Source organism: Pseudomonas sp. L13 (assembly GCF_009935965.1).
Taxonomy (GTDB): domain Bacteria; phylum Pseudomonadota; class Gammaproteobacteria; order Pseudomonadales; family Pseudomonadaceae; genus Aquipseudomonas; species Aquipseudomonas lactis.
The window spans coordinates 100,073-122,251 of the sequence record NZ_QODJ01000009.1; the positions used below are offsets into that span (position 1 = coordinate 100,073).

The 22,179-nt window shown below is 61.6% G+C and carries 20 protein-coding genes; 11 read left to right on the top strand and 9 right to left on the bottom strand.

Annotated features, from left to right (window positions below):
* Position 1: 1 nt before the first annotated feature.
* Positions 2-280 carry a PTS transporter subunit EIIB gene (locus DK871_RS08050; protein WP_161904613.1) on the top strand — a complete coding sequence of 93 codons (279 nt, stop codon included), beginning with the start codon at positions 2-4 and terminating at the stop codon, positions 278-280.
* 145 nt (positions 281-425) lie between these two features.
* On the opposite strand, the gene mltF is transcribed toward DK871_RS08050, so the two are convergent.
* Positions 426-1,886 carry a membrane-bound lytic murein transglycosylase MltF gene (gene mltF / locus DK871_RS08055; RefSeq protein WP_161904614.1) on the bottom strand — a complete coding sequence of 487 codons (1,461 nt, stop codon included), beginning with the start codon at positions 1,884-1,886 and terminating at the stop codon, positions 426-428.
* A 286-nt stretch (positions 1,887-2,172) separates the two neighbouring features.
* Between mltF and purL the strand changes: the two genes are divergently transcribed.
* From purL to DK871_RS08080, 5 genes are all read left to right on the top strand, one after another.
* Positions 2,173-6,069, top strand: a complete 3,897-nt coding sequence (purL, locus tag DK871_RS08060) for a phosphoribosylformylglycinamidine synthase (RefSeq protein WP_032895414.1) — start codon at positions 2,173-2,175, stop codon at positions 6,067-6,069.
* A 4-nt stretch (positions 6,070-6,073) separates the two neighbouring features.
* On the top strand, positions 6,074-6,385 hold the full coding sequence (locus DK871_RS08065; RefSeq protein WP_161904615.1) for an NGG1p interacting factor NIF3: 312 nt from the start codon (positions 6,074-6,076) through the stop codon (positions 6,383-6,385).
* A gap of 315 nt (positions 6,386-6,700) precedes the next feature.
* Positions 6,701-7,339: a DUF6036 family nucleotidyltransferase gene (locus DK871_RS08070; RefSeq protein WP_161904616.1), complete on the top strand. Its 639-nt coding sequence runs from the start codon at positions 6,701-6,703 to the stop codon at positions 7,337-7,339.
* A complete protein-coding gene (locus DK871_RS08075; RefSeq protein WP_161904617.1) occupies positions 7,323-7,769 on the top strand; it encodes a hypothetical protein in 447 nt (148 codons plus the stop codon). The genes DK871_RS08070 and DK871_RS08075 overlap by 17 nt, the downstream gene beginning before the upstream one ends.
* Positions 7,770-8,137: 368 nt before the next feature.
* Positions 8,138-8,437 (top strand): DUF6124 family protein, encoded by a 300-nt coding sequence (locus DK871_RS08080; protein ID WP_256677398.1) that lies wholly within the window; start codon positions 8,138-8,140, stop codon positions 8,435-8,437.
* Positions 8,438-8,552: 115 nt separating this feature from the next.
* Here the strand turns inward: DK871_RS08080 and nagE are convergent, their stop codons facing one another.
* The 7 genes from nagE to DK871_RS08115 all read right to left on the bottom strand — a co-directional run bounded on the left by nagE (position 8,553) and on the right by DK871_RS08115 (position 17,047).
* Positions 8,553-10,250: an N-acetylglucosamine-specific PTS transporter subunit IIBC gene (nagE, locus tag DK871_RS08085; protein WP_161904618.1), complete on the bottom strand. Its 1,698-nt coding sequence runs from the start codon at positions 10,248-10,250 to the stop codon at positions 8,553-8,555.
* A gap of 26 nt (positions 10,251-10,276) precedes the next feature.
* The gene (gene ptsP, locus DK871_RS08090; protein WP_161904624.1) at positions 10,277-12,787 is read right to left on the bottom strand and encodes a phosphoenolpyruvate--protein phosphotransferase; all 2,511 of its coding nucleotides are present in this window, start codon (positions 12,785-12,787) and stop codon (positions 10,277-10,279) included.
* A gap of 30 nt (positions 12,788-12,817) precedes the next feature.
* Positions 12,818-13,840 (bottom strand): SIS domain-containing protein, encoded by a 1,023-nt coding sequence (locus tag DK871_RS08095; RefSeq protein WP_161904619.1) that lies wholly within the window; start codon positions 13,838-13,840, stop codon positions 12,818-12,820.
* Positions 13,821-14,927, bottom strand: a complete 1,107-nt coding sequence (gene nagA / locus DK871_RS08100; RefSeq protein ID WP_047711706.1) for an N-acetylglucosamine-6-phosphate deacetylase — start codon at positions 14,925-14,927, stop codon at positions 13,821-13,823. Before nagA ends, DK871_RS08095 begins: the two co-directional genes overlap by 20 nt.
* Before the next feature lie 10 nt (positions 14,928-14,937).
* Positions 14,938-15,696 carry a GntR family transcriptional regulator gene (locus DK871_RS08105; protein ID WP_003193978.1) on the bottom strand — a complete coding sequence of 253 codons (759 nt, stop codon included), beginning with the start codon at positions 15,694-15,696 and terminating at the stop codon, positions 14,938-14,940.
* Positions 15,697-15,958: 262 nt separating this feature from the next.
* Complete coding sequence (locus DK871_RS08110) at positions 15,959-16,462, bottom strand: murein L,D-transpeptidase family protein (RefSeq protein WP_098950461.1); 504 nt, start codon at positions 16,460-16,462, stop codon at positions 15,959-15,961.
* 36 nt (positions 16,463-16,498) lie between these two features.
* A complete protein-coding gene (locus DK871_RS08115) occupies positions 16,499-17,047 on the bottom strand; it encodes an NUDIX hydrolase (RefSeq protein WP_161904620.1) in 549 nt (182 codons plus the stop codon).
* A 147-nt stretch (positions 17,048-17,194) separates the two neighbouring features.
* Here DK871_RS08115 and DK871_RS08120 point away from each other — a divergent pair, with 147 nt between their 5' ends.
* The 5 genes from DK871_RS08120 to purT all read left to right on the top strand — a co-directional run bounded on the left by DK871_RS08120 (position 17,195) and on the right by purT (position 20,436).
* Complete coding sequence (locus DK871_RS08120; RefSeq protein WP_032895425.1) at positions 17,195-17,797, top strand: CoA pyrophosphatase; 603 nt, start codon at positions 17,195-17,197, stop codon at positions 17,795-17,797.
* Positions 17,798-17,832: 35 nt separating this feature from the next.
* Positions 17,833-18,357, top strand: coding sequence for a gamma carbonic anhydrase family protein (locus DK871_RS08125; protein WP_044272404.1), 525 nt, complete (start codon positions 17,833-17,835; stop codon positions 18,355-18,357).
* Positions 18,354-18,569 (top strand): DUF1289 domain-containing protein, encoded by a 216-nt coding sequence (locus tag DK871_RS08130; protein WP_003193973.1) that lies wholly within the window; start codon positions 18,354-18,356, stop codon positions 18,567-18,569. The genes DK871_RS08125 and DK871_RS08130 overlap by 4 nt, the downstream gene beginning before the upstream one ends.
* Positions 18,570-18,716: 147 nt before the next feature.
* Complete coding sequence (locus DK871_RS08135; RefSeq protein WP_003193971.1) at positions 18,717-19,184, top strand: preQ0 transporter; 468 nt, start codon at positions 18,717-18,719, stop codon at positions 19,182-19,184.
* A gap of 70 nt (positions 19,185-19,254) precedes the next feature.
* The gene (gene purT / locus DK871_RS08140; RefSeq protein ID WP_016971940.1) at positions 19,255-20,436 is read left to right on the top strand and encodes a formate-dependent phosphoribosylglycinamide formyltransferase; all 1,182 of its coding nucleotides are present in this window, start codon (positions 19,255-19,257) and stop codon (positions 20,434-20,436) included.
* A 104-nt stretch (positions 20,437-20,540) separates the two neighbouring features.
* On the opposite strand, the gene DK871_RS08145 is transcribed toward purT, so the two are convergent.
* Positions 20,541-21,851, bottom strand: coding sequence for an MFS transporter (locus DK871_RS08145; RefSeq protein ID WP_003193968.1), 1,311 nt, complete (start codon positions 21,849-21,851; stop codon positions 20,541-20,543).
* Positions 21,852-22,179: the final 328 nt, after the last annotated feature.

The window sequence follows — 22,179 nt, forward strand, 5'->3', positions numbered from 1 at the left end:
CATGTTCGAGAAATTGCAGCGTGCGTTCTGGAAAGCCCTGACGCCTGATCTGGTGGCGGAGACGGTTACCACGCCGACACCGAGCCTGTTGTCGGCCGAGGTGCTGAGTGCATTGGGCGGGGAGGGCAACGTCACCTCACAGCAGCACGTGGCGCTCACGCGGGTGCGGGTGCAATTGCGGGAGGCGGGGCGTTTGGATGAGTCGGCGTTGAAGGCGGCGGGTATACCGGCCGTGATGGTGCTGCCGGGCGGCGTGGTCCACCTGCTCACCGGCCTCTAAAAGTGTGTGAGGGCTTGCCCTAATGCCCTCTGTAGGAGCGAGCTTGCTCGCGAAAAACGCCAACGATAACGCGTGTTTTCTGAATAAACGCGGCGCCTATGGGTTTCTCGCGAGCAAGCTCGCTCCTACAAAAGCCTTAAGGCTCTTATAGCTGTGGGGTGTCTTGCGCAGGCTTGGTCTTGTCCACACCCGGCACATGCAGATTGCCTTCCACCACCTGGTTACCCTCCAGCTGCGGCTGGGTCACCCAGGTGAGGATGTCGTAGTAACGCCGGATGTTCGCCACAAAATGCACCGGCTCGCCGCCGCGGGCATAGCCGTAGCGGGTCTTGCTGTACCACTGCTTCTGCGACAGGCGTGGCAGCATCTTCTTCACGTCCAGCCACTTGTTCGGGTTCAGGCCTTCTTTCTTTGCCAGGATGCGCGCGTCATCCAGGTGGCCGGTGCCCACGTTATAGGCGGCGAGGGCGAACCAGGTACGGTCGGGCTCGGCGATCTTGTCGTCCAGCTCATCCTTGATCCGGGCCAGGTACTTGGCGCCGCCCATGATGCTCTGCTTGGGGTCCAGGCGGTTGGAAACACCCATGGCTTGGGCGGTGTTCTGGGTCAGCATCATCAGGCCACGCACGCCGGTCTTGGACGTGACCGCGGGTTGCCACAGCGATTCCTGATAGCCGATGGCTGCCAATAACCGCCAATCGACTTTCTCGGCTTTGGCATAGGCGCGAAAGTGCTTCTCGTACTTGGGCAGGCGTTGTTGCAGATGCTGGGCAAAGGTGTAGGCGCCGACATAGCCAAGGACATCGACGTGCCCGTAGTAGCGATCCTTCAGACGCTGCAGGGTGCCATTCTTCTCGACCTTGTCCAGGTAACTGTTGATTTCGTTGAGCAGGCTGTTGTCTTCACCGGCCGCCACCGCCCAGCTCTGGTTGCTGGCATTGCCGAGGTCGAAGGCCACGCGCACGTTGGGGAAGTACACCTGGTTCATGGCCACTTCGTTGGAGTCCACCAGGGTCAGGTCGATTTGCCCTTCGTCGACCATGCGCAGCAAATCCACCACTTCAACGGCGTCGGATTCTTCGTATTCAATCGCCGGGTTCTGCTTTTTCAGTGCCGCCAGTTGTTCGGCGTGGGTGCTGCCCTTGAGCACCATGATCTTCTTGCCCACCAGGTCGGCGGCGTTGGTGGGGCGCGATTGGCCGTTGCGGTAGATGATCTGCGGGGTGACTTCAAGGTACGGGTGGGAAAAGCGCACCTGCTGCTGGCGCTGGTCGCTGCTCACCAGGCCGGCGGCGGCGAGTACCGGGCCGTTGGGTTTGCTCAACTGGTTGAACAGGTCGTCAAGGTTGTCGGCCGTCTCGATTTCCAGTTTCACCCCCAGGTCGTCGGCAAAGCGTTTGACCAGTTCGTATTCGAAGCCGGTTTCACCGTTGCGATCCTGGAAATACGTCGCGGGACTGTTGCGAGTGACCACCCGCAATACGCCATCCTCCTTGATTCGCTCCAGTGTGCTGGGTTTATCAACACAGGCACTGAGCATCAGGAAGAGCAAGGTGGCGATGAGCCATTTGACACATCGCAGGCGCGAAACAGTTGGGAAGAACATTTGCGCAGTATACGCAAACGGCTCACGGCGCCATATCTCGACAGCGGCGCACTTGTCTGCTAGCCAGTGCAAAACTGTGCTGCAGCCCGTAGAAACGGGGCTTGGCGACCGTTTGTGACGGTTAAAATAACTGCGCCCAATGCTCTGCAGAACGCCGTGATCGCAGGCAAAGCGTGCCAACTGACGTTCGGCGGCGGCCACCGGTAGCGTTTCGGGTGCCGTTGGCGAAGGTTTACGCTAGAATGCACGGCCTCAAAGCACACCCCTTCCCGAGGCTGTCCCGAAGATGTTGATCCTGCGCGGCGCTCCTGCCCTTTCTGCCTTTCGCCACAGCAAACTCCTTGAGCAACTGAGCCAGAAGGTTCCAGCTGTTACAGGCCTGTACGCTGAATTTGCTCACTTCGCCGACGTAACCGGCGTCTTGACCGCCGACGAACAGCAAGTGCTGGCACGCCTTCTGAAGTACGGCCCAAGCGTTCCCGTTCAAGAGCCGACTGGCCGCTTGTTCCTGGTTCTGCCGCGGTTCGGCACCATCTCGCCCTGGTCGAGCAAGGCCAGCGACATCGCCCGCAACTGCGGCCTGGATAAAATCCAGCGCCTGGAACGTGGGATCGCCTTCTACGTGGCAGGCCAGTTCAGCGACGCCGAGGCCGAGCTGATCGCCAGCAGCCTGCACGACCGCATGACCCAGATCATCGTCAGCCAGCTGGAACAGGCTGCCGGCCTGTTCAGCCACGCCGAGCCGAAGCCGCTCACCGCCATTGACGTGCTGGGCGGTGGCCGCGCCGCCCTCGAGAAGGCCAACACCGAGCTGGGCCTGGCCCTGGCCGAAGACGAGATCGACTACCTGGTCAACGCCTTCAACGGCTTGAAGCGCAACCCCCACGACATCGAACTGATGATGTTCGCCCAGGCCAACTCTGAGCACTGCCGTCACAAGATCTTCAACGCCAGTTGGGATATCGACGGCCAAAGCCAGGAAAAAAGCCTGTTCGGCATGATCAAGAACACCTACGTGATGCACAGCGAAGGCGTTCTGTCGGCTTATAAGGACAACGCCTCGGTGATCGTCGGCTCCGTCGCCGGCCGTTTCTTCCCGGACCCTGAAACCCGCCAGTACGGCGCGGTGCAGGAGCCGGTGCACATCCTGATGAAGGTTGAAACCCACAACCACCCGACCGCGATTGCCCCGTTCCCGGGCGCAGCTACCGGTTCGGGCGGCGAAATCCGCGATGAAGGCGCAACAGGCCGTGGTGCCAAGCCCAAGGCGGGCCTCACCGGTTTCACCGTGTCCAACTTGCAGATCCCGGGCTTTGAACAGCCGTGGGAAGTGCCGTACGGCAAGCCTGAGCGCATCGTCACCGCGCTGGACATCATGATCGAAGGCCCGCTGGGCGGCGCCGCGTTCAACAACGAATTCGGGCGCCCGGCGCTCACTGGTTACTTCCGGACCTTCGAGCAGTCCATCACCACCCCGCGTGGCGATGAAGTGCGCGGCTACCACAAGCCAATCATGTTGGCCGGCGGCATGGGCAATATCCGTGAAGAGCACGTCAAGAAAGGCGAGATTCTGGTTGGCTCCAAGCTGATCGTGCTCGGCGGCCCGGCGATGCTGATCGGCCTGGGCGGCGGCGCGGCCTCTTCCATGGCCACCGGCACCAGTTCGGCCGACCTGGACTTTGCTTCCGTACAGCGCGAAAACCCTGAGATGGAGCGCCGCTGTCAGGAAGTCATCGACCGTTGCTGGCAGTTGGGTGACAAGAACCCGATCAGCTTCATCCACGACGTCGGCGCCGGCGGTTTGTCCAACGCCTTCCCGGAACTGGTCAACGATGGCGACCGTGGTGGCCGTTTCGAACTGCGCAACATTCCAAACGACGAGCCGGGCATGGCCCCGCACGAAATCTGGAGTAACGAATCCCAGGAACGCTACGTACTGGCCGTCGGTCCTGAAGACTTCGCACGCTTCCAGGCCATCTGCGAACGCGAGCGTTGCCCGTTTGCCGTGGTCGGCGAAGCCACTGCCGAGCCGCAGCTGACCGTCACCGACAGCCACTTCGGCAATAGCCCCGTGGACATGCCGTTGGAAGTGCTGCTGGGCAAGGCCCCGCGCATGCACCGTTCGGCGGTACGTGAAAGCGAACTGGGCGATGATTTTGACCCAAGCACGCTGGACCTGGCCAACAGCATCGAACGCGTGCTGCACCACCCGGCTGTGGCGAGCAAAAGCTTTTTGATCACCATCGGCGACCGCACCATCACAGGCCTGGTTGCCCGTGACCAAATGGTCGGCCCATGGCAAGTGCCGGTGGCCGACGTTGCCGTCACCGCCACCAGCTTCGACGTGTACACCGGTGAAGCCATGGCTATGGGCGAGCGCACACCGCTGGCCTTGCTGGACGCTCCGGCGTCGGGCCGCATGGCCATTGGTGAAACCCTCACCAACATCGCCGCCTCGCGCATCGGCAAGCTGTCCGACATCAAACTGTCGGCCAACTGGATGTCCGCTGCCGGCCATCCGGGTGAAGATGCACGCCTGTACGACACGGTCAAAGCTGTCGGCATGGAGCTGTGCCCGGAACTGGGTATCACCATTCCGGTGGGCAAGGACTCCATGTCCATGGCCACCCGCTGGAACGAAGACGGCACCGACAAGAGCGTGACTTCGCCGCTGTCGTTGATCGTCACCGGCTTTGCGCCGGTCACCGACATCCGCCAGACCCTCACCCCGCAACTGCGCATGGACAAGGGCACCACCGACCTGATCCTGATCGACCTGGGCCGTGGCCAGAACCGCATGGGCGCCTCGATCCTGGCGCAAACCCATGGCAAGCTCGGCAAGCAGGCACCGGACGTCGATGACGCCGAAGACCTCAAAGCCTTCTTTGCCGTGATCCAGGGCCTGAATGCCGACGGCCACCTGCTGGCTTACCACGACCGTTCCGACGGTGGTTTGCTGACCAGCGTTGTCGAAATGGCCTTCGCCGGTCATTGCGGCCTGAACATCGTGCTCGACAGCGTTGCCGAGGATGCTGCCGAAATCAACGGCATCCTGTTCAACGAAGAGCTGGGTGCGGTGATCCAGGTGCGCCAGGACGCGACCCCAGACGTGCTCGCCCAGTTCAGCGCCGCTGGCCTGGCCGAGTGCGTGGCGGTGATTGGCCAGCCGATCAACAACGGCGAAGTCAATATCTCGTTCAACGGCGACACGGTCTTTACTGGTCAGCGCCGCTTGCTGCAACGCCAGTGGGCCGAGACCAGCTACCAGATTCAGCGCCTGCGCGACAACGCCGACTGCGCCGAGCAGGAATTCGACGTGATCCTGGAAGAAGACAACCCGGGCCTGAGCACCATGCTCAGCTTCGACGTCAACCAGGACATTGCCGCGCCTTATATCAAAAAAGGCATCCGCCCACAGGTTGCCGTGCTGCGTGAGCAGGGCGTCAACGGCCAGGTGGAAATGGCGGCCGCGTTCGACCGTGCCGGCTTCAATGCGATCGACGTGCACATGAGCGATATCCTCGCCGGTCGCGTTGACCTCAACGAGTTCAAGGGCCTGGTGGCCTGCGGTGGTTTCTCCTACGGCGACGTGCTGGGTGCCGGTGAAGGCTGGGCCAAGTCGGCCCTGTTCAACAGCCGTGCCCGCGATGCGTTCCAAGGCTTCTTTGAGCGCAACGACAGCTTCACCCTCGGTGTGTGCAACGGTTGCCAGATGATGTCCAACCTCAGCGAACTGATCCCGGGCAGCGAGTTCTGGCCGCACTTTGTGCGCAACCGTTCCGAGCAGTTCGAAGCCCGTGTTGCCATGGTGCAGGTGCAGGAATCCAACTCGATCTTCCTGCAGGGCATGGCCGGTTCGCGCATGCCAATCGCCATCGCCCACGGTGAAGGCCACGCCGAATTCAGCAGCGAAGAAGCGTTGCTTGAAGCCGACCTGTCCGGCACCGTTGCCCTGCGCTTTGTCGATAACCACGGCAAGGTCACCGAAAGCTACCCGGCCAACCCGAACGGCTCGCCGCGCGGGATCACCGGCCTTACCAGCCGCGACGGCCGCGTGACCATCATGATGCCGCACCCGGAGCGCGTATTCCGCGCCGTGCAGAACTCGTGGCGCCCGGAAGAGTGGAACGAAGACGGCGCCTGGATGCGCATGTTCCGCAACGCCCGCGTGTGGGTGAACTAAGGCCGTGTACAAGCTCGCCTTCTTCGTGCCCGACAGCCATGTGGATACGGTGAAAACCGCCGTCTTCACCGCTGGCGGCGGGCGCATCGGCGACTACGACAGCTGCGCCTGGCAAGTGCTGGGCCAGGGCCAATTTCGCGCGTTGGACGGCAGCCAGCCGTTTATCGGGCAGGTGGGCCAGGTTGAAGTGGTTGAAGAGTGGAAGGTTGAGCTGGTGGTGGCGGATGAGTTGATTGTGGCTGTTGTGGCTGCTTTGAAACTCAGTCACCCGTATGAGACACCGGCGTATGAGGTGTGGCAGTTGGCGGATTTTTGATTCGTTGATTGCGTAAACAAGAAACCCGCTGGGCCAGTTTGGTCAGCGGGTTTTTTGGTGCCTGTGAGGGCCTCATCGCGGGCAAGCCCGGCTCCCACAGTTTGATCATGTTGTCCTGTTATGCATCAACCCACTGTGGGAGCTGGCTTGCCTGCGATGGCGCCGGTGCAGGCGCCTCAGAACTTTCCGACAAGCCTTTCAGGTTGTCCCTCGGAACCTGTCTCAATAGCCTTCTTCGGTCGCTGTCAGTTCAGTGATCGGGATTTGAACTCAAGGCCCGCCCTGTAATCTTGCATTCGGGTTTGATAGTCAGTGATGGAATTGCCAAATACCGTTGTTCCCCGCCTCAATACAAGTAGCGCACTAGGACAAGCCTTGGTTTCAATGTTCAGATCCATTGAAGTGGAATTGACGCTTGAGGGGGCCAAACCTGGCGCGGTCAAGGTCATTGTCTTCGGCGGTTGTGCTGTCCATCTATATACGCACCATCGTATTTCCACAGATGTTGATGCGGAGATCTACTGTGCGAATTTTCGAGACAAGCTGCGTCTACAGACACTGTTGGCAGAGTTTCCGGAGCAGTTTTTCGATGAGCAGTCCGGCCGTGTGATGGAGCTGAACTATGACCTCCAATACAACACTAGCTTTGGTCCGCTTCACGAAGACTACTGGGAGCGAAGTCTTCCCCTGGAAGAGTTTCCTCTTGAGTCTGCATTGCATCTTCATATAGCTGCGCCTATCGACATTGCAATCTCCAAACTGGGCAGAGCCACTGATCAGGATCTAGATGACATCATGGCGTTGCTCAAGGCTGGCTTCATAGTGACCGCTGAGCTCCGTCAGCTGGCATTGCAGGCGATTGATATGTATGTTGGCAACAAAGAGTCACCCCAATCCATACTCACTAATATCTTGCATGATTATCTGGAGACAGCGGATGGCGAAGCCTTTTAACGGTCCAGTCCTCTCGTCCGCCTTGGACACACTGGTCAAAAGCCCTTTGAACCAGGCTGATGATGCTGCCCTGGTCAGTGCAGCGAAAGCTGTGTGGTATTCGGATACGAATCTTGTGGGCGAGGTGAGGGTGTTCATGGAGGAACACTCCAGTGAGGTGGAGCTTCGTCGCGCGGGTTATTTGCTTGAGCGATTCACGCGCTTTTCGTGTGCGACAGATAGTCGGGTAAAGGAAGCGTTGAAGGCGCTTGAACTGTTTTCAGCGTCCAGGCAATACGTGAAACCACAAGGCGTTGTTGCGTTGCGCAGTCGTCGTGACGAACTGGCAATGTCCTGGGGGTTAAGTGAGGGTCTGGGTTTGAAGGTTCAGACCTTGATGCCTTTTCAGACCCGCCACTATGAAGCCGAACAGCGTGCGGCGTCTGCCTAGGTATAGATAGCTATCAAAGAACCCGGCTTAGGCCTAATGCCGTTCAGTTAAGCGTATATCGCCCTCTGTAGGAGCGAGCTTGCTCGCGAAAAGCGTCAACGATAACGCGTGCTTCCTGAATGAACGCGGCGCCTGTGAGTTTTTCGCGAGCAAGCTCGCTCCTACAAAATGCCTTAACTGAACGGCATTACGGCTTAGGCCGAGTTTTTGCTGTCTGCGATATCTTCAGCTCTAGGAGATTTCCGACAAGCCTTTCAGGTTGTCCGTCGGAACTCGCACAACTAACCTTCTCGAGTCGCTGCCAATTCAGTGACCGGGACTGCAAGCCTGAAAAATCACTAGGAGCCTATTCCATATGGAGTTTAATGATGATCAGCGACAACTTGCTAACTGGTTCAATCTCATCTCAAGCCGAGTCCCGCCAAGCTGGTGATTCACCGTCCGACCAGATCTTCACCGTACTACCCAGTCTGAACACCGAAACCCTGCTTGCCAACGCCTCCCAAGACCTGGCATCCGTGCAGGCACTGGCGGGTCAACTGGCTTTTGATGTCGACGGCTCCCTGCGTGATGCAGTGCTGGGGATTCATCGGATGGTGGAAGGGATCCAGTTGATGGTGGATCGGGTGCTGGATCTTCACGAAGTGTCAGCAGCCACGGCTAACTGATCGTTCCCACGCTCCGCGTGGGAATGCATCCTGTGACGCTCAGCGTCACCCTTGCGCAGGGCGTGACGCAGAGCGTCCGGGGCGGCATTCCCACGCAGAGCGTGGGAACGATCGGTCAGGCGTTGATAGGGCGGGTAACCAACCGCTCCAAAGCCTCACCCAAACCTAAAGCCTTGTCACCAATCAACAAGTGCCAAACCCCGCTATCCAGCTGGCTCACACCCTTGCAACCCAGCGCAGTGAGGTCCGCTTCAGACAGCACCGAATCATCCCCCAACTCCACCCGCAACCGGGTCATCGCTACCGCTTCCAGTTGGCGCACATTCTCTCGGCCACCCAGGGCATTCAGCCACTTTTCGGCCTCGTGTACATTCACCGCCACCGGCTTATCCACAGGCGCAACCGCTACAGGCGTTGCGGCAACAAACCCCGGCATCGCCAAGCGAATCTCATCAGCAATGCTATCGGCCATCGGCCCGACCACTACCTGCAAGCTGCCGCCGTTCCCCGGCCGAACCACAGCCATGGCACCCAGCGCTTTCAACTCTGCATCCACCGCCTTGTTGCGATCAACCATGTCCAACCGCAGCCGCGTGGTGCAAGCACCCACACTCAGCAGATTCTCAGCCCCACCCAGCGCCTGGATATAAGCCGTCGCACGTTGGTTATCACTCATCGCTTCAGCCTGCACCACCTGGATATCTTCCCGGCCCGGCGTCTTCAGGTTGAAGCGGCGGATGCAGTAGCTGAATACCGTGTAGTAGATCACCGAGTAGGCCAGGCCCACCGGTACCACCAGCCAACCATTGGTAGACTTGCCCCAGCCCAGCACCATGTCGATAAAACCACCGGAGAAGGTAAAGCCCAGGTGGATATTGAGCATGTTGGTCACGGCCATCGACAGGCCGGTCAGCAGCGCATGCAGCAAGTAGAGGAACGGCGCCAGGAACATGAAGGCAAATTCAATCGGCTCGGTCACCCCGGTGAGGAATGAGGTCAGCGCCATCGACAGGAAAATCCCGCCCATGACTTTGCGCCGCTCCGGCAACGCGTTGCGGTACATCGCCAGGCACGCCGCTGGCAGGCCGAACAGCATTACCGGGAACATGCCGGTCATGAACTGGCCGCCTTTCGGGTCGCCGGCGAAGTAGCGGGTCAGGTCGCCCGTGACCACCGCGCCGGTTGCCGGGTCGGTAAACGTGCCGAATACGAACCACGCCATATTGTTGAGGATGTGGTGCAAGCCAGTGACGATCAGCAGGCGGTTGAACACGCCAAACACGAACGCACCGAGGCTGCCGCTTTCCATCAGCAATACGCCGAAGCTGTTGATGCCGTGCTGGATCGGCGGCCAGATCAGGCCAAAGATTACGCCCAGGCCCACCGCCGAAAAACCGGTGACAATCGGTACAAAGCGTCGCCCGCCAAAGAACGCCAGGTACTCCGGCAGCTTGATGTCTTTGAAGCGGTTATACAGCGCGCCCGCCATCAGGCCGCTGGCGATACCGGCGAGCATGCCCATGTTGATGGACGTGTCCATCACCTTGAGTGTGGAGATCATCACCAGGTAGCCAATCGCCCCGGCCAGGCCGGCGGTGCCGTTGTTGTCGCGAGCAAAACCCACGGCGATGCCGATGGCGAAGATCAGCGCCAGGTTGGCGAAGATCGCCTGGCCGGCGTCGTGCATCACCGCGATGTTGAGCAAGTCGGTGTCGCCCAGGCGCAGCAACAGGCCGGCAATCGGCAGGATCGCGATCGGCAGCATCAAGGCGCGGCCAAGGCGTTGCAGGCCTTCGATAAAGTGTTGGTACATGGCGTGTCTCCCTATTCTTGTTGTTTTCAGCTCAGCGGCCAGTGGTGTTGACAGGCTTGGCGAACGGCCTTGGCGCTGCTCAGGTCGAGCAGCTCCTGGCTCAGTTGCCGGCATTGCGCCGCGTCCAGGTGGCGAACGCGGTCCTTGATCTCTCCGATCTGCGGCGGGCTCACCGACAGCTCGGTGACGCCCAGGCCGACCAGCACGGGCGTGGCCAGCGGGTCAGATGCCAGCGCGCCGCACACGCCAACCCAACGGCCATGCTTGGCTGCGCCGATGCAGGTTTGGGCGATCAGCCGCAACAGCGCCGGGTGCAGCGCGTCGACACGGGCGGCCAGGCCTGCGTGGTCGCGGTCCATGGCCAGGGTGTACTGGGACAGGTCATTGGTGCCGATGGACAAAAAGTCCGCATGCTCGGCGAGCTTTTCGGCCATCAGCGCGGCGGCAGGCACTTCGATCATCACCCCCAGTTCGGGGCGCTCGGTCAGTGCCAACTCCACGCACAACTCATCCAGGCGCTGACGAATCTGCAGCAGTTCCTCCACCTCGCTGACCATCGGCAGCAGGATGCGGCAACGCCCCAGCGGCGAGACTTGCAGCAAGGCGCGCAATTGCTGGTCGAGCAGTTCCGGACGTACCTGGGCCATGCGAATGCCGCGCAGGCCCAACACCGGGTTGGCTTCGACCGGCAGCGGCAGGTAGTCGAGCTGCTTGTCGCCGCCCACATCGATGGTGCGAATGATCACCGACTTGTCGCCCATGGCATCCAGCACGGCCTGATAAGCCTGGCGTTGTTCCTGCTCATCCGGCGCGGTGCGACGGTCGACAAACAGGAATTCGGTGCGCAGCAGGCCGACGCCATCGGCGCCGTTTGCAAACGCCAGTTGGGCTTCGGTGCTGGAGGCGACATTCGCCGCGACTTCAACCGTCACGCCGTCAGTGGTGAGTGCCGCTTGCCGGGCTTGGGTCTGTTGCTGCTGGCGTCGCAATTTCTGTGTTTCGCGAATCTGATGGACTTCGGCATGGCGCGCTTCGCTGGGGGCCAGTTCCAGGCGGCCGTTGGCGGCGTCGAGCACCACCCGTTGACCTTGGGGAACGTCGAGCACTTCATTGCCCAGGGCGACGAGACACGGCAGGCCTTTGCCTCGGGCCAAAATCGCCACATGGGAAGTCGCGCCGCCTTCGGCCATGCAGATGCCTGCCGCCTGCTGCGCGCTCAGTTGCAGCAAGTCCGAAGGTGTCAGCTCATGGGCACTGACAATCGCCCCCGCCGGCAGTTCGAAATGCCAGGCTTCACCCAGCAACGCACGCAGTACTCGCTGTTGCAGGTCGCGCAGGTCGTTGGCGCGCTCGGCAAACAGCGGCTTGCCCAAGGCCAACAGCACGGCGCATTGGGCCTGGATCGCATCGCGCCAGGCGTGGGTGGCGGCGCTGCCCTGTGCGATGGCTGCGGTGGCCGCGTCGAGCAATGCAGGGTCTTCCAGCAGGGCGAGGTGGGCGGCGAAGATGTCTTCTTCCTCGACGTTCTTGCGTTGGCGAGCGTGGTCCAGGGTGCTGCGGATTTCGCCGCGCACTTGCTCAAGGGCCGTATCCAGCCGTTGCCGTTGCTCGTCGATGTTGTGAGCGCCGGTGTCCTCCGGCAGCTCGATGCCCGTCAGGTGGAACAAAGGCCCGCACACCAGGCCCGGTGCCGCGCACACGCCTTGCAGTACATTGGCTTGGGTATTCACGCGGCGGGGCGTGGCCACGACCGGCGCGTGATGTTCCTCATGCACCACCACAGACAGCGCGGCGACCAATGCCTGCAACGCGGCTTCGCAATCGGTGCCACGGCAGGTCACCCGTACCTCGTCGCCTTCGCCAATACCCAGCCCCATCAGGCCGATCAGGCTGTCGCACGCCGCTGATTTATCACCGATGTGCAGCCGCGATTGGCTGCTGAAACCTTGCGCCGTCTTGCGCACCAGTGCGGCAGGGCGCGCATGCAAGCCGCCACGGTGAGTGATGTGCACGCTGGCGCTGGCTTCGGCGCTGGAGTTATCCACAGCTGCTTGCACGGCGGTGGCCGAACGCGGGGCCAGTTGCATCAGCGGCTCACCGGCCTTTACGCTTTTCACTGCCACAGGCGTCAGCGCAAAACGGTCGCTGTTAGTGAGGATGATCAGGCTCACCAGGCTCTTGCACTGGCGCGCAACGCGGTCCAGGTCAAACTGCACCAGCGCCTGGCCTTGGCTCACCCGTGCGCCTTCCTTCACCAGTAAGGCAAAGCCTTCGCCATTGAGTTGCACGGTGTCGATGCCGATGTGCATCAACACTTCGGCACCGTTGTCGGCGCGCAGGGTCAGGGCATGCCCGGTGCGGGCGACATGGATGATCACGCCGTCACAGGGCGCCTGCAGGCAGTCGTTCAATGGGTCAATAGCGAGACCGTCGCCCATGGCGCCGCTGGCGAACACTTCGTCGGGGACGCGGTTCAGGGCCAGCACCGGCCCACTCAAGGGGGCGCTAAGGGTCAATGGATTATTGTTGTTGGGCATGGGCACGGTACTCATCAGGAAAACGCCGCTTTAGTGCGTGCGGGTGACTTTGCTCAGGTGGCGCGGCTGGTCCGGGTCCATGCCCCGAGCTTCAGCCAGGCCTGCGGCCATCACATAGAAGCTCTGGATCGCCAGGATCGGGTCCAGGCTTGGGTGTTCGGCGCGGCTCAGGGTCAGGTCGCGTTCGGCGATGTCATCCGGTGCGGCCAGCAGCACGCGGGCACCGCGTTGGCGCATGTCGGCGGCCAGGCTCAGCAGGCCGGCCTGCTCGGCGCCGCGTGGGGCAAACACCAGCAGGGGATAGTTTTCGTCGATCAGCGCCATCGGCCCGTGGCGCACTTCGGCGCTGCTGAAGGCTTCGGCCTGGATCGCCGAGGTTTCCTTGAGCTTGAGCGCGGCTTCCTGGGCGATGGCAAACCCGGCGCCACGGCCGATCACCATCAAGCGCTGGCTATCTTTAAGCGCGTCGATGGCCGTGCGCCAATCCTGTCTGGCGGCGTCAAGCAGGCCCTCGGGCAAGGCCTGGCAGGCTTGCAGCAAGTCGGCTTCTTGATTCCAGTGGCCGATCAACTGTGCACTGGCGCTGAGGGTGGCGATAAAGCTCTTGGTGGCGGCCACACTGAGTTCCGGCCCGGCGCACAGCGGCACGTGGAATTCACAGGCAGCTTCCAGCGGCGAGTCTTCGGCGTTGACCAGTGAGATGCTCAGGGCGCCACGTTTGCGCAACAGGCGCAGGCTGTTGACCAAATCCGGGCTCTGCCCCGATTGGGAGAAGCCAAACGCCACCTGGCCGCTGACTTTCATCGGCGCCTGCAACAGGGTCACCACCGACATCGGCAGCGACGCCACCGGAATGCCCACGTGCTGCATGGCCAGGTAGGCGAAGTAGCTGGCGGCATGGTCGGAGCTGCCGCGAGCGATGGTCATCGCCACTTGCGGCGGCTGGCGGCGCAGGCGGCCGGCAATCTCTTCCAGCATCGGGTCCAGGCGTTGCAGTTGCGCCGCGACGGCGTCGCAGGAGGCCAGGGCCTCTTCAAGCATTTTTGAAGTCAATGGTGTCTCCTTCGACCATTACGTCGGTGAGTGTCAGGGAGCGGTCCAGGCGCACGCAGTCGGCAAAGCTGCCGGGTTGCAGGCGGCCGCGTTCTTCCAGGCCCAGATAGTCCGCAGGAAATTGCGACAGGCGTTGTGAGGCTTCGCTGAGCGGCAGGCCGATTTTCACCAGGTTGCGCAGCGCCTGATCCATGGTCAGGGTGCTGCCGGCCAGGGTGCCATCGGCCAGGCGCACGCCGCCCAGGCATTTGGTCACGGTGTGGCTGCCCAGCTTGTATTCGCCATCGGGCATGCCGGCGGCGGCGGTGGAGTCGGTGACGCAGTACAGGCAAGGAATCGAGCGCAACGCCACACGCATGGCGCCGGGGTGCACGTGGAGCAAGTCCGGGATCAGCTCGGCGTACTGGGCGTGGGCCAGCGCGGCGCCGACGATGCCAGGTTCGCGGTGATGCAGCGGGCTCATGGCGTTGTACAAGTGGGTAAAACTGGTGGCGCCAGCGGCCAGGGCGGCAACGCCTTCTTCATAGCTGCCCAGGGTGTGGCCGATCTGCATGCGCACGCCGCGTTCGCTGAGGGCGCGGATCAGGCCGTCGTGGCCGGCGATTTCCGGGGCGATGGTGATCACTCGGATCGGCGCCAGGCGCAGGTAGGCTTCCACTTCCTGCATCAACGCGGTGTGGGCGAAGTTGGGTTGGGCGCCGAGTTTTCCCGGATTGATGTAGGGGCCTTCCAGGTGCACGCCAAGTACGCGGGCGCTGCCGGCTGGGCGCTGTTCGCAGAACGTGCCGAGCTCACCAAGCACCCGGGAGATTTCTTCCACCGGCGCCGTCATGGTGGTGGCCAGCAGCGAGGTGGTGCCAAAACGCACGTGGGTACGGGTAATGGTCTCGAAGGCGCCCGCACCTTCCATGATGTCCGCGCCGCCACCGCCATGCACATGCAGGTCGATAAAGCCCGGCAGCAGGTAGGGCAGGTCGTTGTCGGCCGGGTCGCACGGCGTGCCGTCAATGGCGACCACCTTGCCGTGCTCATGCACCAGGCGACCGCGCATCCAGCCGCTGGGCGTGAGGATATTGTCTTCAGTCATGGGCAGTTCTCTAAGTTCGCAATTCGGCGGAATAATCATGGCGGCGCAGTTCTGCGACAAAGTCGTAGTAATCGTTGCGGCAGTAGGTGTCGGTGATTTCAATCGGCGTGTTGTCGGCGGTGTAGCCCACGCGGGTCATCAGCAGCATGGCGGTGCCGGGGGCGATGCCCACCAGTGCGGCGAACTCGTCCGAGGCATTGATCGCCTGGATGTGCTGCAAGGCGCGCACGATGGGCTTGCCGATGCTTTCCAGGTATTCGTACAACGAATTGCCGATGGCCTGGGGATGGGGCAGCACCGACGCCGGCATGGCGGTCATTTCAATCGCCATCACCGTGTCATCGGCTTTGCGCAGGCGTTTGAGGCGCGCCACTTTGTCGGTGGGCGACAGGCCCAGGCGGATCAGTTCTTCATGGGTCGGCGGGGTGATGTCGCGTTCCAGCCACTGGGACGTGGGCACAAACCCCTTGAGCCGCAGCATTTCGCTGAACCCCGACAGGCGCGACAAGGGTTGTTCCAGGCGCGGCGTAATGAAGGTGCCGGAGCCTTGGCTGCGACGGATCAGGCCTTGAGCCAGCAGCACTTCCAGCGCTTTACGGGCGGTGACCCGCGAGATGCTCAACTGCTCGCTGAGGGCGCGTTCCGAAGGCAGGGCCTGCTCGGATTTCCATTGGCCGGCATGGATCGCTGCTTCAAGGCTGCGGGCCAGTTGCAGGTACAGCGGCGTGGATTGCTTGTCGTCGGGGCGCAGGGCCAGGATGGGATTCATCTGTCAGGTTTCCGATGCGTTATTGGAGTGTTGTCGCCCGGTAATGGCCGAAAACTAATACCACTTAAATACCATGTCAATGCTACCAAAACGGTGCAAATCCAGGTTTCAGGGCACTTTAATGGGGCTTGGTATCAAGTGGTATTAGAGAGGTCTTTATGGCGCGCACAAGTGCAGGGTCCCGCGCGGTGAACTGGTATTCACCGGCAGGCGCTGCCTGGGGCAGGAATTATTTTCGAATTATTTTACGAACGGCGTGGGATTACGGCCGGATCTCGATGAGGGTGCCGTCTTTGACCAGGTTCCACACTTCGCGCATATCCACGTTGCGCATGCCGATGCAGCCGTCGGTCCAGTCCAGGGTGTGGAACCACTGTTCCGGGTAGTCTTCGGTGTCGGGGGTGCCGTGGATCATGATCATGCTGCCCGGCTTCACGCCTTCGCGGCGGGCGCGGGCGGCGTCGCTGATGTTGGGGTAGGAAATGTGCATGGCCAAGTTGAAGCGGTCGCTGGTCTTGCGCCAGTCGATCCAGTAGAGGCCTTCGGGCGTGCGGCGGTCGCCTTCGATCAGCTTGTGGCCCTTGGGGTTCTTGCCCAGGGAGATGCGATAGGTCTTGAGCGGCTTGCCGTCGTTGATCAGCTGCAACTGGTGGGCGGACTTGAGGACCAGGACTTTCTCGACCGTTTTACCGTCAAGGGTTTGCACCGTGGAGGCCGGGGACAGCGTGGCGAACGACAGGCAGATCAGAGCAAGCAACCAACGCATTGAAACGGTATCCCTTTGGCGACATTGGCCGGCTTGTTATTGGGCGGGCTTGGACAGCGGTGGCACAGATTCGCTACGTACCGGGTACGCCTGTTTGCGACGGTCAGCGAAGAAGCATTCTAAGGTACGCCCGACCGTGCGGAAAGCCAGCTCGGACCAAGGGATATCGGCTTCGTCGAACAGCCTCACTTCCAGACTTTCCTGGCCTGCGGCAAAGTCCAGGTCGATCAGTTCGGCGCGGTAGAAGATATGCACCTGGCTGATGTGCGGCACATTGATCAGGGTGTAGATGCTCAGGTTGCGCACGCGGGCGCAGGCTTCTTCCAGGGTTTCACGCATGGCGGCCTGTTCGACGGTCTCGCCATTTTCCATAAAGCCTGCGGGCAGGGTCCAGTAACCCAGGCGTGGCTCAATGGCGCGGCGGCACAGCAGCACTTGGTCGCCCCATACCGGCACGGTACCGGCGACGATATTGGGGTTCTGGTAATGAATGGTCGAGCAGTGGTCGCATACATAGCGCAGGCGTGCGTCGCCTTCGGGAATGCGTTGGGTTACCGGTTTGCCGCACTGGCTGCAGAAATTCATGCTGGGGTTCCTGGACAATGGGCACATCTTGGCTCGCTGCCGGGCGTTCCTGCAAGTTGTCGTTTCGCGACAGCGCTGCGGTTTTGGGGTTGGGCGCTCGCACGCTTTGGTGCATGATGCAAGGTAGCCAACAGACCGAGATGACTCATGCTGGACGAGCTACTTCGCCGGGTAAGCAATCACACCCCCCACACCCTGGAAACCGACGGGCGCTTCCCCGAGGCTGCGGTGCTGGTGCCGATTACCCGCAGTGACGAACCCGAGCTGATCCTGACCCTGCGCGCCAGCGGCCTGTCGACCCACGGTGGCGAAGTGGCCTTTCCCGGCGGGCGCCGCGACCCCGAAGACCCGGACCTGATCTTTACCGCCTTGCGCGAAGCCGAAGAAGAAATCGGCCTGCCGCCGGGGCTGGTCGAGGTGATCGGGCCCTTGAGCCCGTTGATCTCCCTGCATGGCATCCGGGTCACGCCTTATGTAGGCGTGATCCCCGATTACGTCGAATACCTGGCCAACGACGCCGAGATTGCCGCGGTTTTCAGCGTGCCTTTGGATTTTTTTCGACAAGACCCACGCGAACATACCCATCGTATTGATTACCAGGGCCGCAGTTGGTATGTGCCCAGCTACCGGTTCGGTGAATACAAAATCTGGGGGCTGACGGCAATCATGATCGTCGAGCTGATCAACCTGCTCTATGACGATGCCAAGATCAGCCTGCACCAGCCGCCCAAGAGCTTCATCAATCTATAAGCCATCGTTCAAATGGCATGCCGTGAGGAAAAACCATGAAATACCGCCTGGGCGACGCCCGCGTCGAGACGCACCCCCACAGCTGGGTGGCACCCAATGCCACGCTGGTGGGCAAGGTCAAGCTGGAGGAGGGCGCCAACGTCTGGTTCAACGCGGTGTTGCGTGGCGATAACGAGCTGATCCTGATCGGCAAGAACAGCAACGTGCAGGACGGCAGCGTGATGCACACCGACATGGGCTACCCGCTGACCCTTGGCACCGGCGTGACCATTGGTCATAACGCCATGTTGCACGGCTGCACCGTCGACGACTACAGCCTGATCGGCATCAACGCGGTGATCCTCAACGGCGCCAAGATCGGCAAGCACTGCATCATCGGCGCCAACTCGCTGATCGGTGAGGGCAAGGAAATTCCCGATGGCTCGCTGGTCATGGGCTCGCCGGGCAAAGTGGTACGCGAGCTGACCGAGGCGCAAAAGCGCATGCTCGAAGCCAGCGCCGCGCACTATGTGCATAACGCGCAGCGTTATGCCCGTGACCTGGCTGAGCAGCAGGAATGAGCACAATTGAACGACCGGTCGCCTCGCCCTGCGTGAGTATTTGCGCGCTGGACGATGACGATATCTGCACCGGCTGCCAGCGCAATGTGGATGAGATCACGCGCTGGAGCCGCATGGACAACGCCGAGCGCCGGGTGGTGCTGGGGTTGTGCCATGAGCGGGCGGTGGCGAGTGGGATGATGTGGATGACCCCAGGGAAATCCGGCGCCTGACAGGCCGCCATCGCAGGCAAGCCAGCTCCCAACCTTGATGTGTGAATACCTTCAAATGTGGGAGCTGGCTTGCCTGCGATGAGGCCCTGCCAGACGACATCCTTGTAATTGTGTACCCTGTGCGGCATTGCCCACAGGTCCATCCCCATGTTTTTCCTGATCGCCTACATCAGCAGCGTCGTGCTGATCAACTTCGCCTTCTCCACCGCCCCGCACCTGGACGTTATCTGGTCCGCCTGGGGTGGGCTGGTATTTATCCTGCGCGACATGGTGCAAACCCGCTTCGGCCATGGCGCAATCATCGCCATGCTGGCGGCGCTGGTGCTGTCGTATATCACCTCCGACCCGTCCATCGCCCTGGCCAGTGCCACGGCGTTTGCGGTGTCCGAGTGCATCGACTGGCTGGTGTTCAGCATCACCAAGCGCCCGCTGCATGACCGCCTGTGGATAAGTTCGGCGCTGAGCATTCCCCTCGATACCTTTATCTTTTTCGGCCTGATCGGCGCTCTGACGCCAGCGGTGGCGGGCACTGCACTGGTGTCCAAATTCGCCGGGGTCACTGTTGTCTGGCTGATCATGGCCTGGCGCATCCGCCGGCGGGCTGTCGCCAACTGAGGCCAATTTTTACAGTTCATGTAAAATGCCGGCCTTTCTCCCCCATGATCCGCTCCCCTGAGGACCTGAGATGACCCGAATCGGAACTCCATTGTCGCCAACCGCGACCCGCGTTTTGCTGTGTGGCTGCGGTGAGCTGGGCAAGGAAGTGGTAATCGAACTGCAACGCCTGGGCGTTGAAGTGATTGCCGTGGATCGCTACGCCAACGCGCCGGCCATGCAGGTGGCGCACCGTAGCCATGTGATCAACATGCTCGACGGCGCCGCGCTGCGTGCGGTGATCGAGGCGGAGAAACCGCACTTCATCGTGCCGGAAATCGAAGCCATCGCCACCGCTACCCTGGTGGAGCTGGAGGCCGAAGGTTTCACCGTGATCCCCACCGCCCGCGCCACGTCGCTGACCATGAACCGTGAAGGTATCCGTCGCCTGGCCGCCGAAGAGCTGGACCTGCCGACCTCGCCGTACCACTTCGCCGACACCTTCGAAGACTACAGCAAGGCCGTCCAGGACCTGGGCTTCCCGTGCGTGGTCAAGCCGGTGATGAGTTCGTCGGGCAAGGGCCAGAGCCTGTTGCGCAGCGCCGACGACGTGCAGAAAGCCTGGGACTACGCCCAAGAGGGCGGGCGTGCCGGTAAGGGCCGGGTGATCATCGAAGGGTTTATCGACTTCGACTACGAAATCACCCTGCTGACCGTGCGCCACATCGGCGGTACCACTTTCTGCGCGCCGGTGGGGCATCGCCAGGAGAAGGGCGATTACCAAGAGTCTTGGCAGCCACAGGCTATGAGCCCGGTTGCCTTGGCAGAATCCGAGCGCGTTGCCAAGGCGGTAACCGAAGCCTTGGGCGGTCGTGGTCTGTTTGGTGTGGAATTGTTCATCAAGGGCGACCAGGTGTGGTTCAGCGAAGTGTCGCCGCGCCCCCATGACACTGGCCTGGTGACCCTGATTTCCCAGGACCTGTCGCAGTTTGCCCTGCACGCACGCGCCATTCTCGGCCTGCCGATCCCGTTGATCCGTCAGTTCGGGCCTTCGGCGTCGGCGGTGATCCTGGTGGAAGGGCAGTCCACCCAGACCGCCTTCGCCAACCTCGGCGCCGCGCTGAGCGAGCCGGATACAGCGTTGCGTCTGTTTGGCAAACCTGAAGTGAACGGCCAGCGCCGCATGGGCGTGGCACTGGCGCGGGATGAGTCGATTGAAGCGGCTCGGGCCAAGGCGACCCGGGCTTCCAAGGCTGTTGTTGTAGAACTCTAAAGCGGCCCCTGTAGGAGCGAGCTTGCTCGCGAAGGTATTTCAGGCACATTGCGGTGTCGGATGTACCTTTTTCGCGAGCAAGCTCGCTCCTACAGTTTTGGCTTTCAGGCAACCTTGTTCAAATCATTATCCCGCGTCTCTTTCAGGCACAGCACTGCAATCAAACTCAGCAACGCTGCCGCCGACACATACCCACCGACATAACTCAGCCCGCCCATCGCCACCAGCTTGGTCGCGAAGAACGGCGCCGCCGAGGCCCCTACGATCCCACCCAGGTTATACGCCGCCGAAGCGCCGGTATAACGCACACGCGTCGGGAACAATTCCGGCAGCAGGGCACCCATCGGTGCGAAGGTCACGCCCATCAAAAACAGCTCCAACGCCAGAAACAGCGCCACGGCCCAGGTGGAGCCATGGGTCAGCAGCGGCTCCATGGTAAAGCCCGACAGAATCGCCAGGACCGCACCGACGATCAACACCGGCTTGCGCCCGTAGCGATCACTGGCCAAGGCGGCCAATGGTGTCGCCAGCCCCATGAACAGCACCGCGAAACACAGCAGGCCAAGGAAGGTTTCACGGCTGTAGCCCAAGGTGGAAACGCCGTAGCTCAACGAAAACGCCGTGGTGATATAGAACAGCGCGTAGCACACCACCATCGACGCGGCGCCCAGCAGTACCGGCAGCCAATGCTGGCTGAACAGTTCCACCAGCGGCACTTTCACCGGTTTTTCCTTGGCCACGGCATTGGCGAATACCGGCGTCTCATGCAGTTTGAGGCGCGCATACAGGCCCACCATCACCAGCGCGGCGCTGAGAATGAACGGAATGCGCCAGCCCCAGCTGCGGAACTGTTCGTCATTCAGGCTCATGGCCAAAATCAGAAACAAGCCGTTGGCCGCCAGGAAGCCAATCGATGGGCCCAGTTGCGGGAACATGCCGAACCAGGCGCGCTTGCCCTTGGGCGCGTTCTCGGTCGCCAGCAAGGCCGCGCCGCCCCATTCCCCGCCCAGGCCCAGGCCTTGGCCGAAGCGCAAGACACACAAGAGGATCGGCGCCCAGGCGCCGATGCTGTCGTAGCCCGGCAGCAAGCCGATCAAGGTGGTACACACGCCCATCAGCAGCAGCGAAGCCACCAGGGTGGATTTGCGGCCGATACGGTCGCCGAAGTGGCCGAACAACGCCGACCCCAACGGGCGGGCAATAAAGGCGATTCCGAAGGTCAGAAACGACGCCAGCATCTGTGCGGTGCCGGAGGTCTGCGGAAAGAACACCGGGCCAATCACCAGGGCTGCGGCCGTGGCGTAGATGTAGAAGTCGTAGAACTCGATGGCGGTGCCGACGATGCTCGCGGTGGCAACGCGGGCAGTCGAGTTGGCTGGGGCGGCGCTCGCGGCCTCTTGGTAGGTGGTGCTCATGACGTTATCCCTGACGGTTATTGCGCGTTTGGACGCGGATTATTATTGGTCGAACACCCAGGGATCAGGGCTGTGCGCGGGGCGGCTCGGGATGGGAGCAAGCACCGGTCGGACATGGTAAGGCGGTGCCAGGACACGCTGGGTGCGGGTAGCACGCGGCCGGGCGGGGCTTGGGTAAGCCGCTGGGATTATAGGAAGGGGGCTAAGGATCCAACAAGGGGCTGGTGAGGATCTATGGCCTGGAACTGGATCAATGTGGGAGGCCCCACTAAGTCTCCGACATAGCGCTGTCGCGCATCAAACTGGTTCATCGTAAGGTTTAAGAACG

Bases quoted from the DNA above. Each gene is read 5' to 3' on its own strand.
- mltF (WP_161904614.1), bottom strand. From the start codon at position 1,886: ATGTTCTTCCCAACTGTTTCGCGCCTGCGATGTGTCAAATGGCTCATC.
- DK871_RS08080 (WP_256677398.1), top strand. From the start codon at position 8,138: ATGATCAGCGACAACTTGCTAACTGGTTCAATCTCATCTCAAGCCGAG.
- nagA (WP_047711706.1), bottom strand. From the start codon at position 14,927: ATGACTGAAGACAATATCCTCACGCCCAGCGGCTGGATGCGCGGTCGC.
- DK871_RS08075 (WP_161904617.1), top strand. From the start codon at position 7,323: ATGGCGAAGCCTTTTAACGGTCCAGTCCTCTCGTCCGCCTTGGACACA.
- nagE (WP_161904618.1), bottom strand. From the start codon at position 10,250: ATGTACCAACACTTTATCGAAGGCCTGCAACGCCTTGGCCGCGCCTTG.
- DK871_RS08105 (WP_003193978.1), bottom strand. From the start codon at position 15,696: ATGAATCCCATCCTGGCCCTGCGCCCCGACGACAAGCAATCCACGCCG.
- DK871_RS08130 (WP_003193973.1), top strand. From the start codon at position 18,354: ATGAGCACAATTGAACGACCGGTCGCCTCGCCCTGCGTGAGTATTTGC.
- DK871_RS08145 (WP_003193968.1), bottom strand. From the start codon at position 21,851: ATGAGCACCACCTACCAAGAGGCCGCGAGCGCCGCCCCAGCCAACTCG.
- DK871_RS08070 (WP_161904616.1), top strand. From the start codon at position 6,701: ATGGAATTGCCAAATACCGTTGTTCCCCGCCTCAATACAAGTAGCGCA.
- ptsP (WP_161904624.1), bottom strand. From the start codon at position 12,787: ATGCCCAACAACAATAATCCATTGACCCTTAGCGCCCCCTTGAGTGGG.
- DK871_RS08050 (WP_161904613.1), top strand. From the start codon at position 2: ATGTTCGAGAAATTGCAGCGTGCGTTCTGGAAAGCCCTGACGCCTGAT.
- purT (WP_016971940.1), top strand. From the start codon at position 19,255: ATGACCCGAATCGGAACTCCATTGTCGCCAACCGCGACCCGCGTTTTG.
- DK871_RS08110 (WP_098950461.1), bottom strand. From the start codon at position 16,462: ATGCGTTGGTTGCTTGCTCTGATCTGCCTGTCGTTCGCCACGCTGTCC.
- DK871_RS08125 (WP_044272404.1), top strand. From the start codon at position 17,833: ATGAAATACCGCCTGGGCGACGCCCGCGTCGAGACGCACCCCCACAGC.
- DK871_RS08115 (WP_161904620.1), bottom strand. From the start codon at position 17,047: ATGAATTTCTGCAGCCAGTGCGGCAAACCGGTAACCCAACGCATTCCC.
- DK871_RS08120 (WP_032895425.1), top strand. From the start codon at position 17,195: ATGCTGGACGAGCTACTTCGCCGGGTAAGCAATCACACCCCCCACACC.
- purL (WP_032895414.1), top strand. From the start codon at position 2,173: ATGTTGATCCTGCGCGGCGCTCCTGCCCTTTCTGCCTTTCGCCACAGC.
- DK871_RS08135 (WP_003193971.1), top strand. From the start codon at position 18,717: ATGTTTTTCCTGATCGCCTACATCAGCAGCGTCGTGCTGATCAACTTC.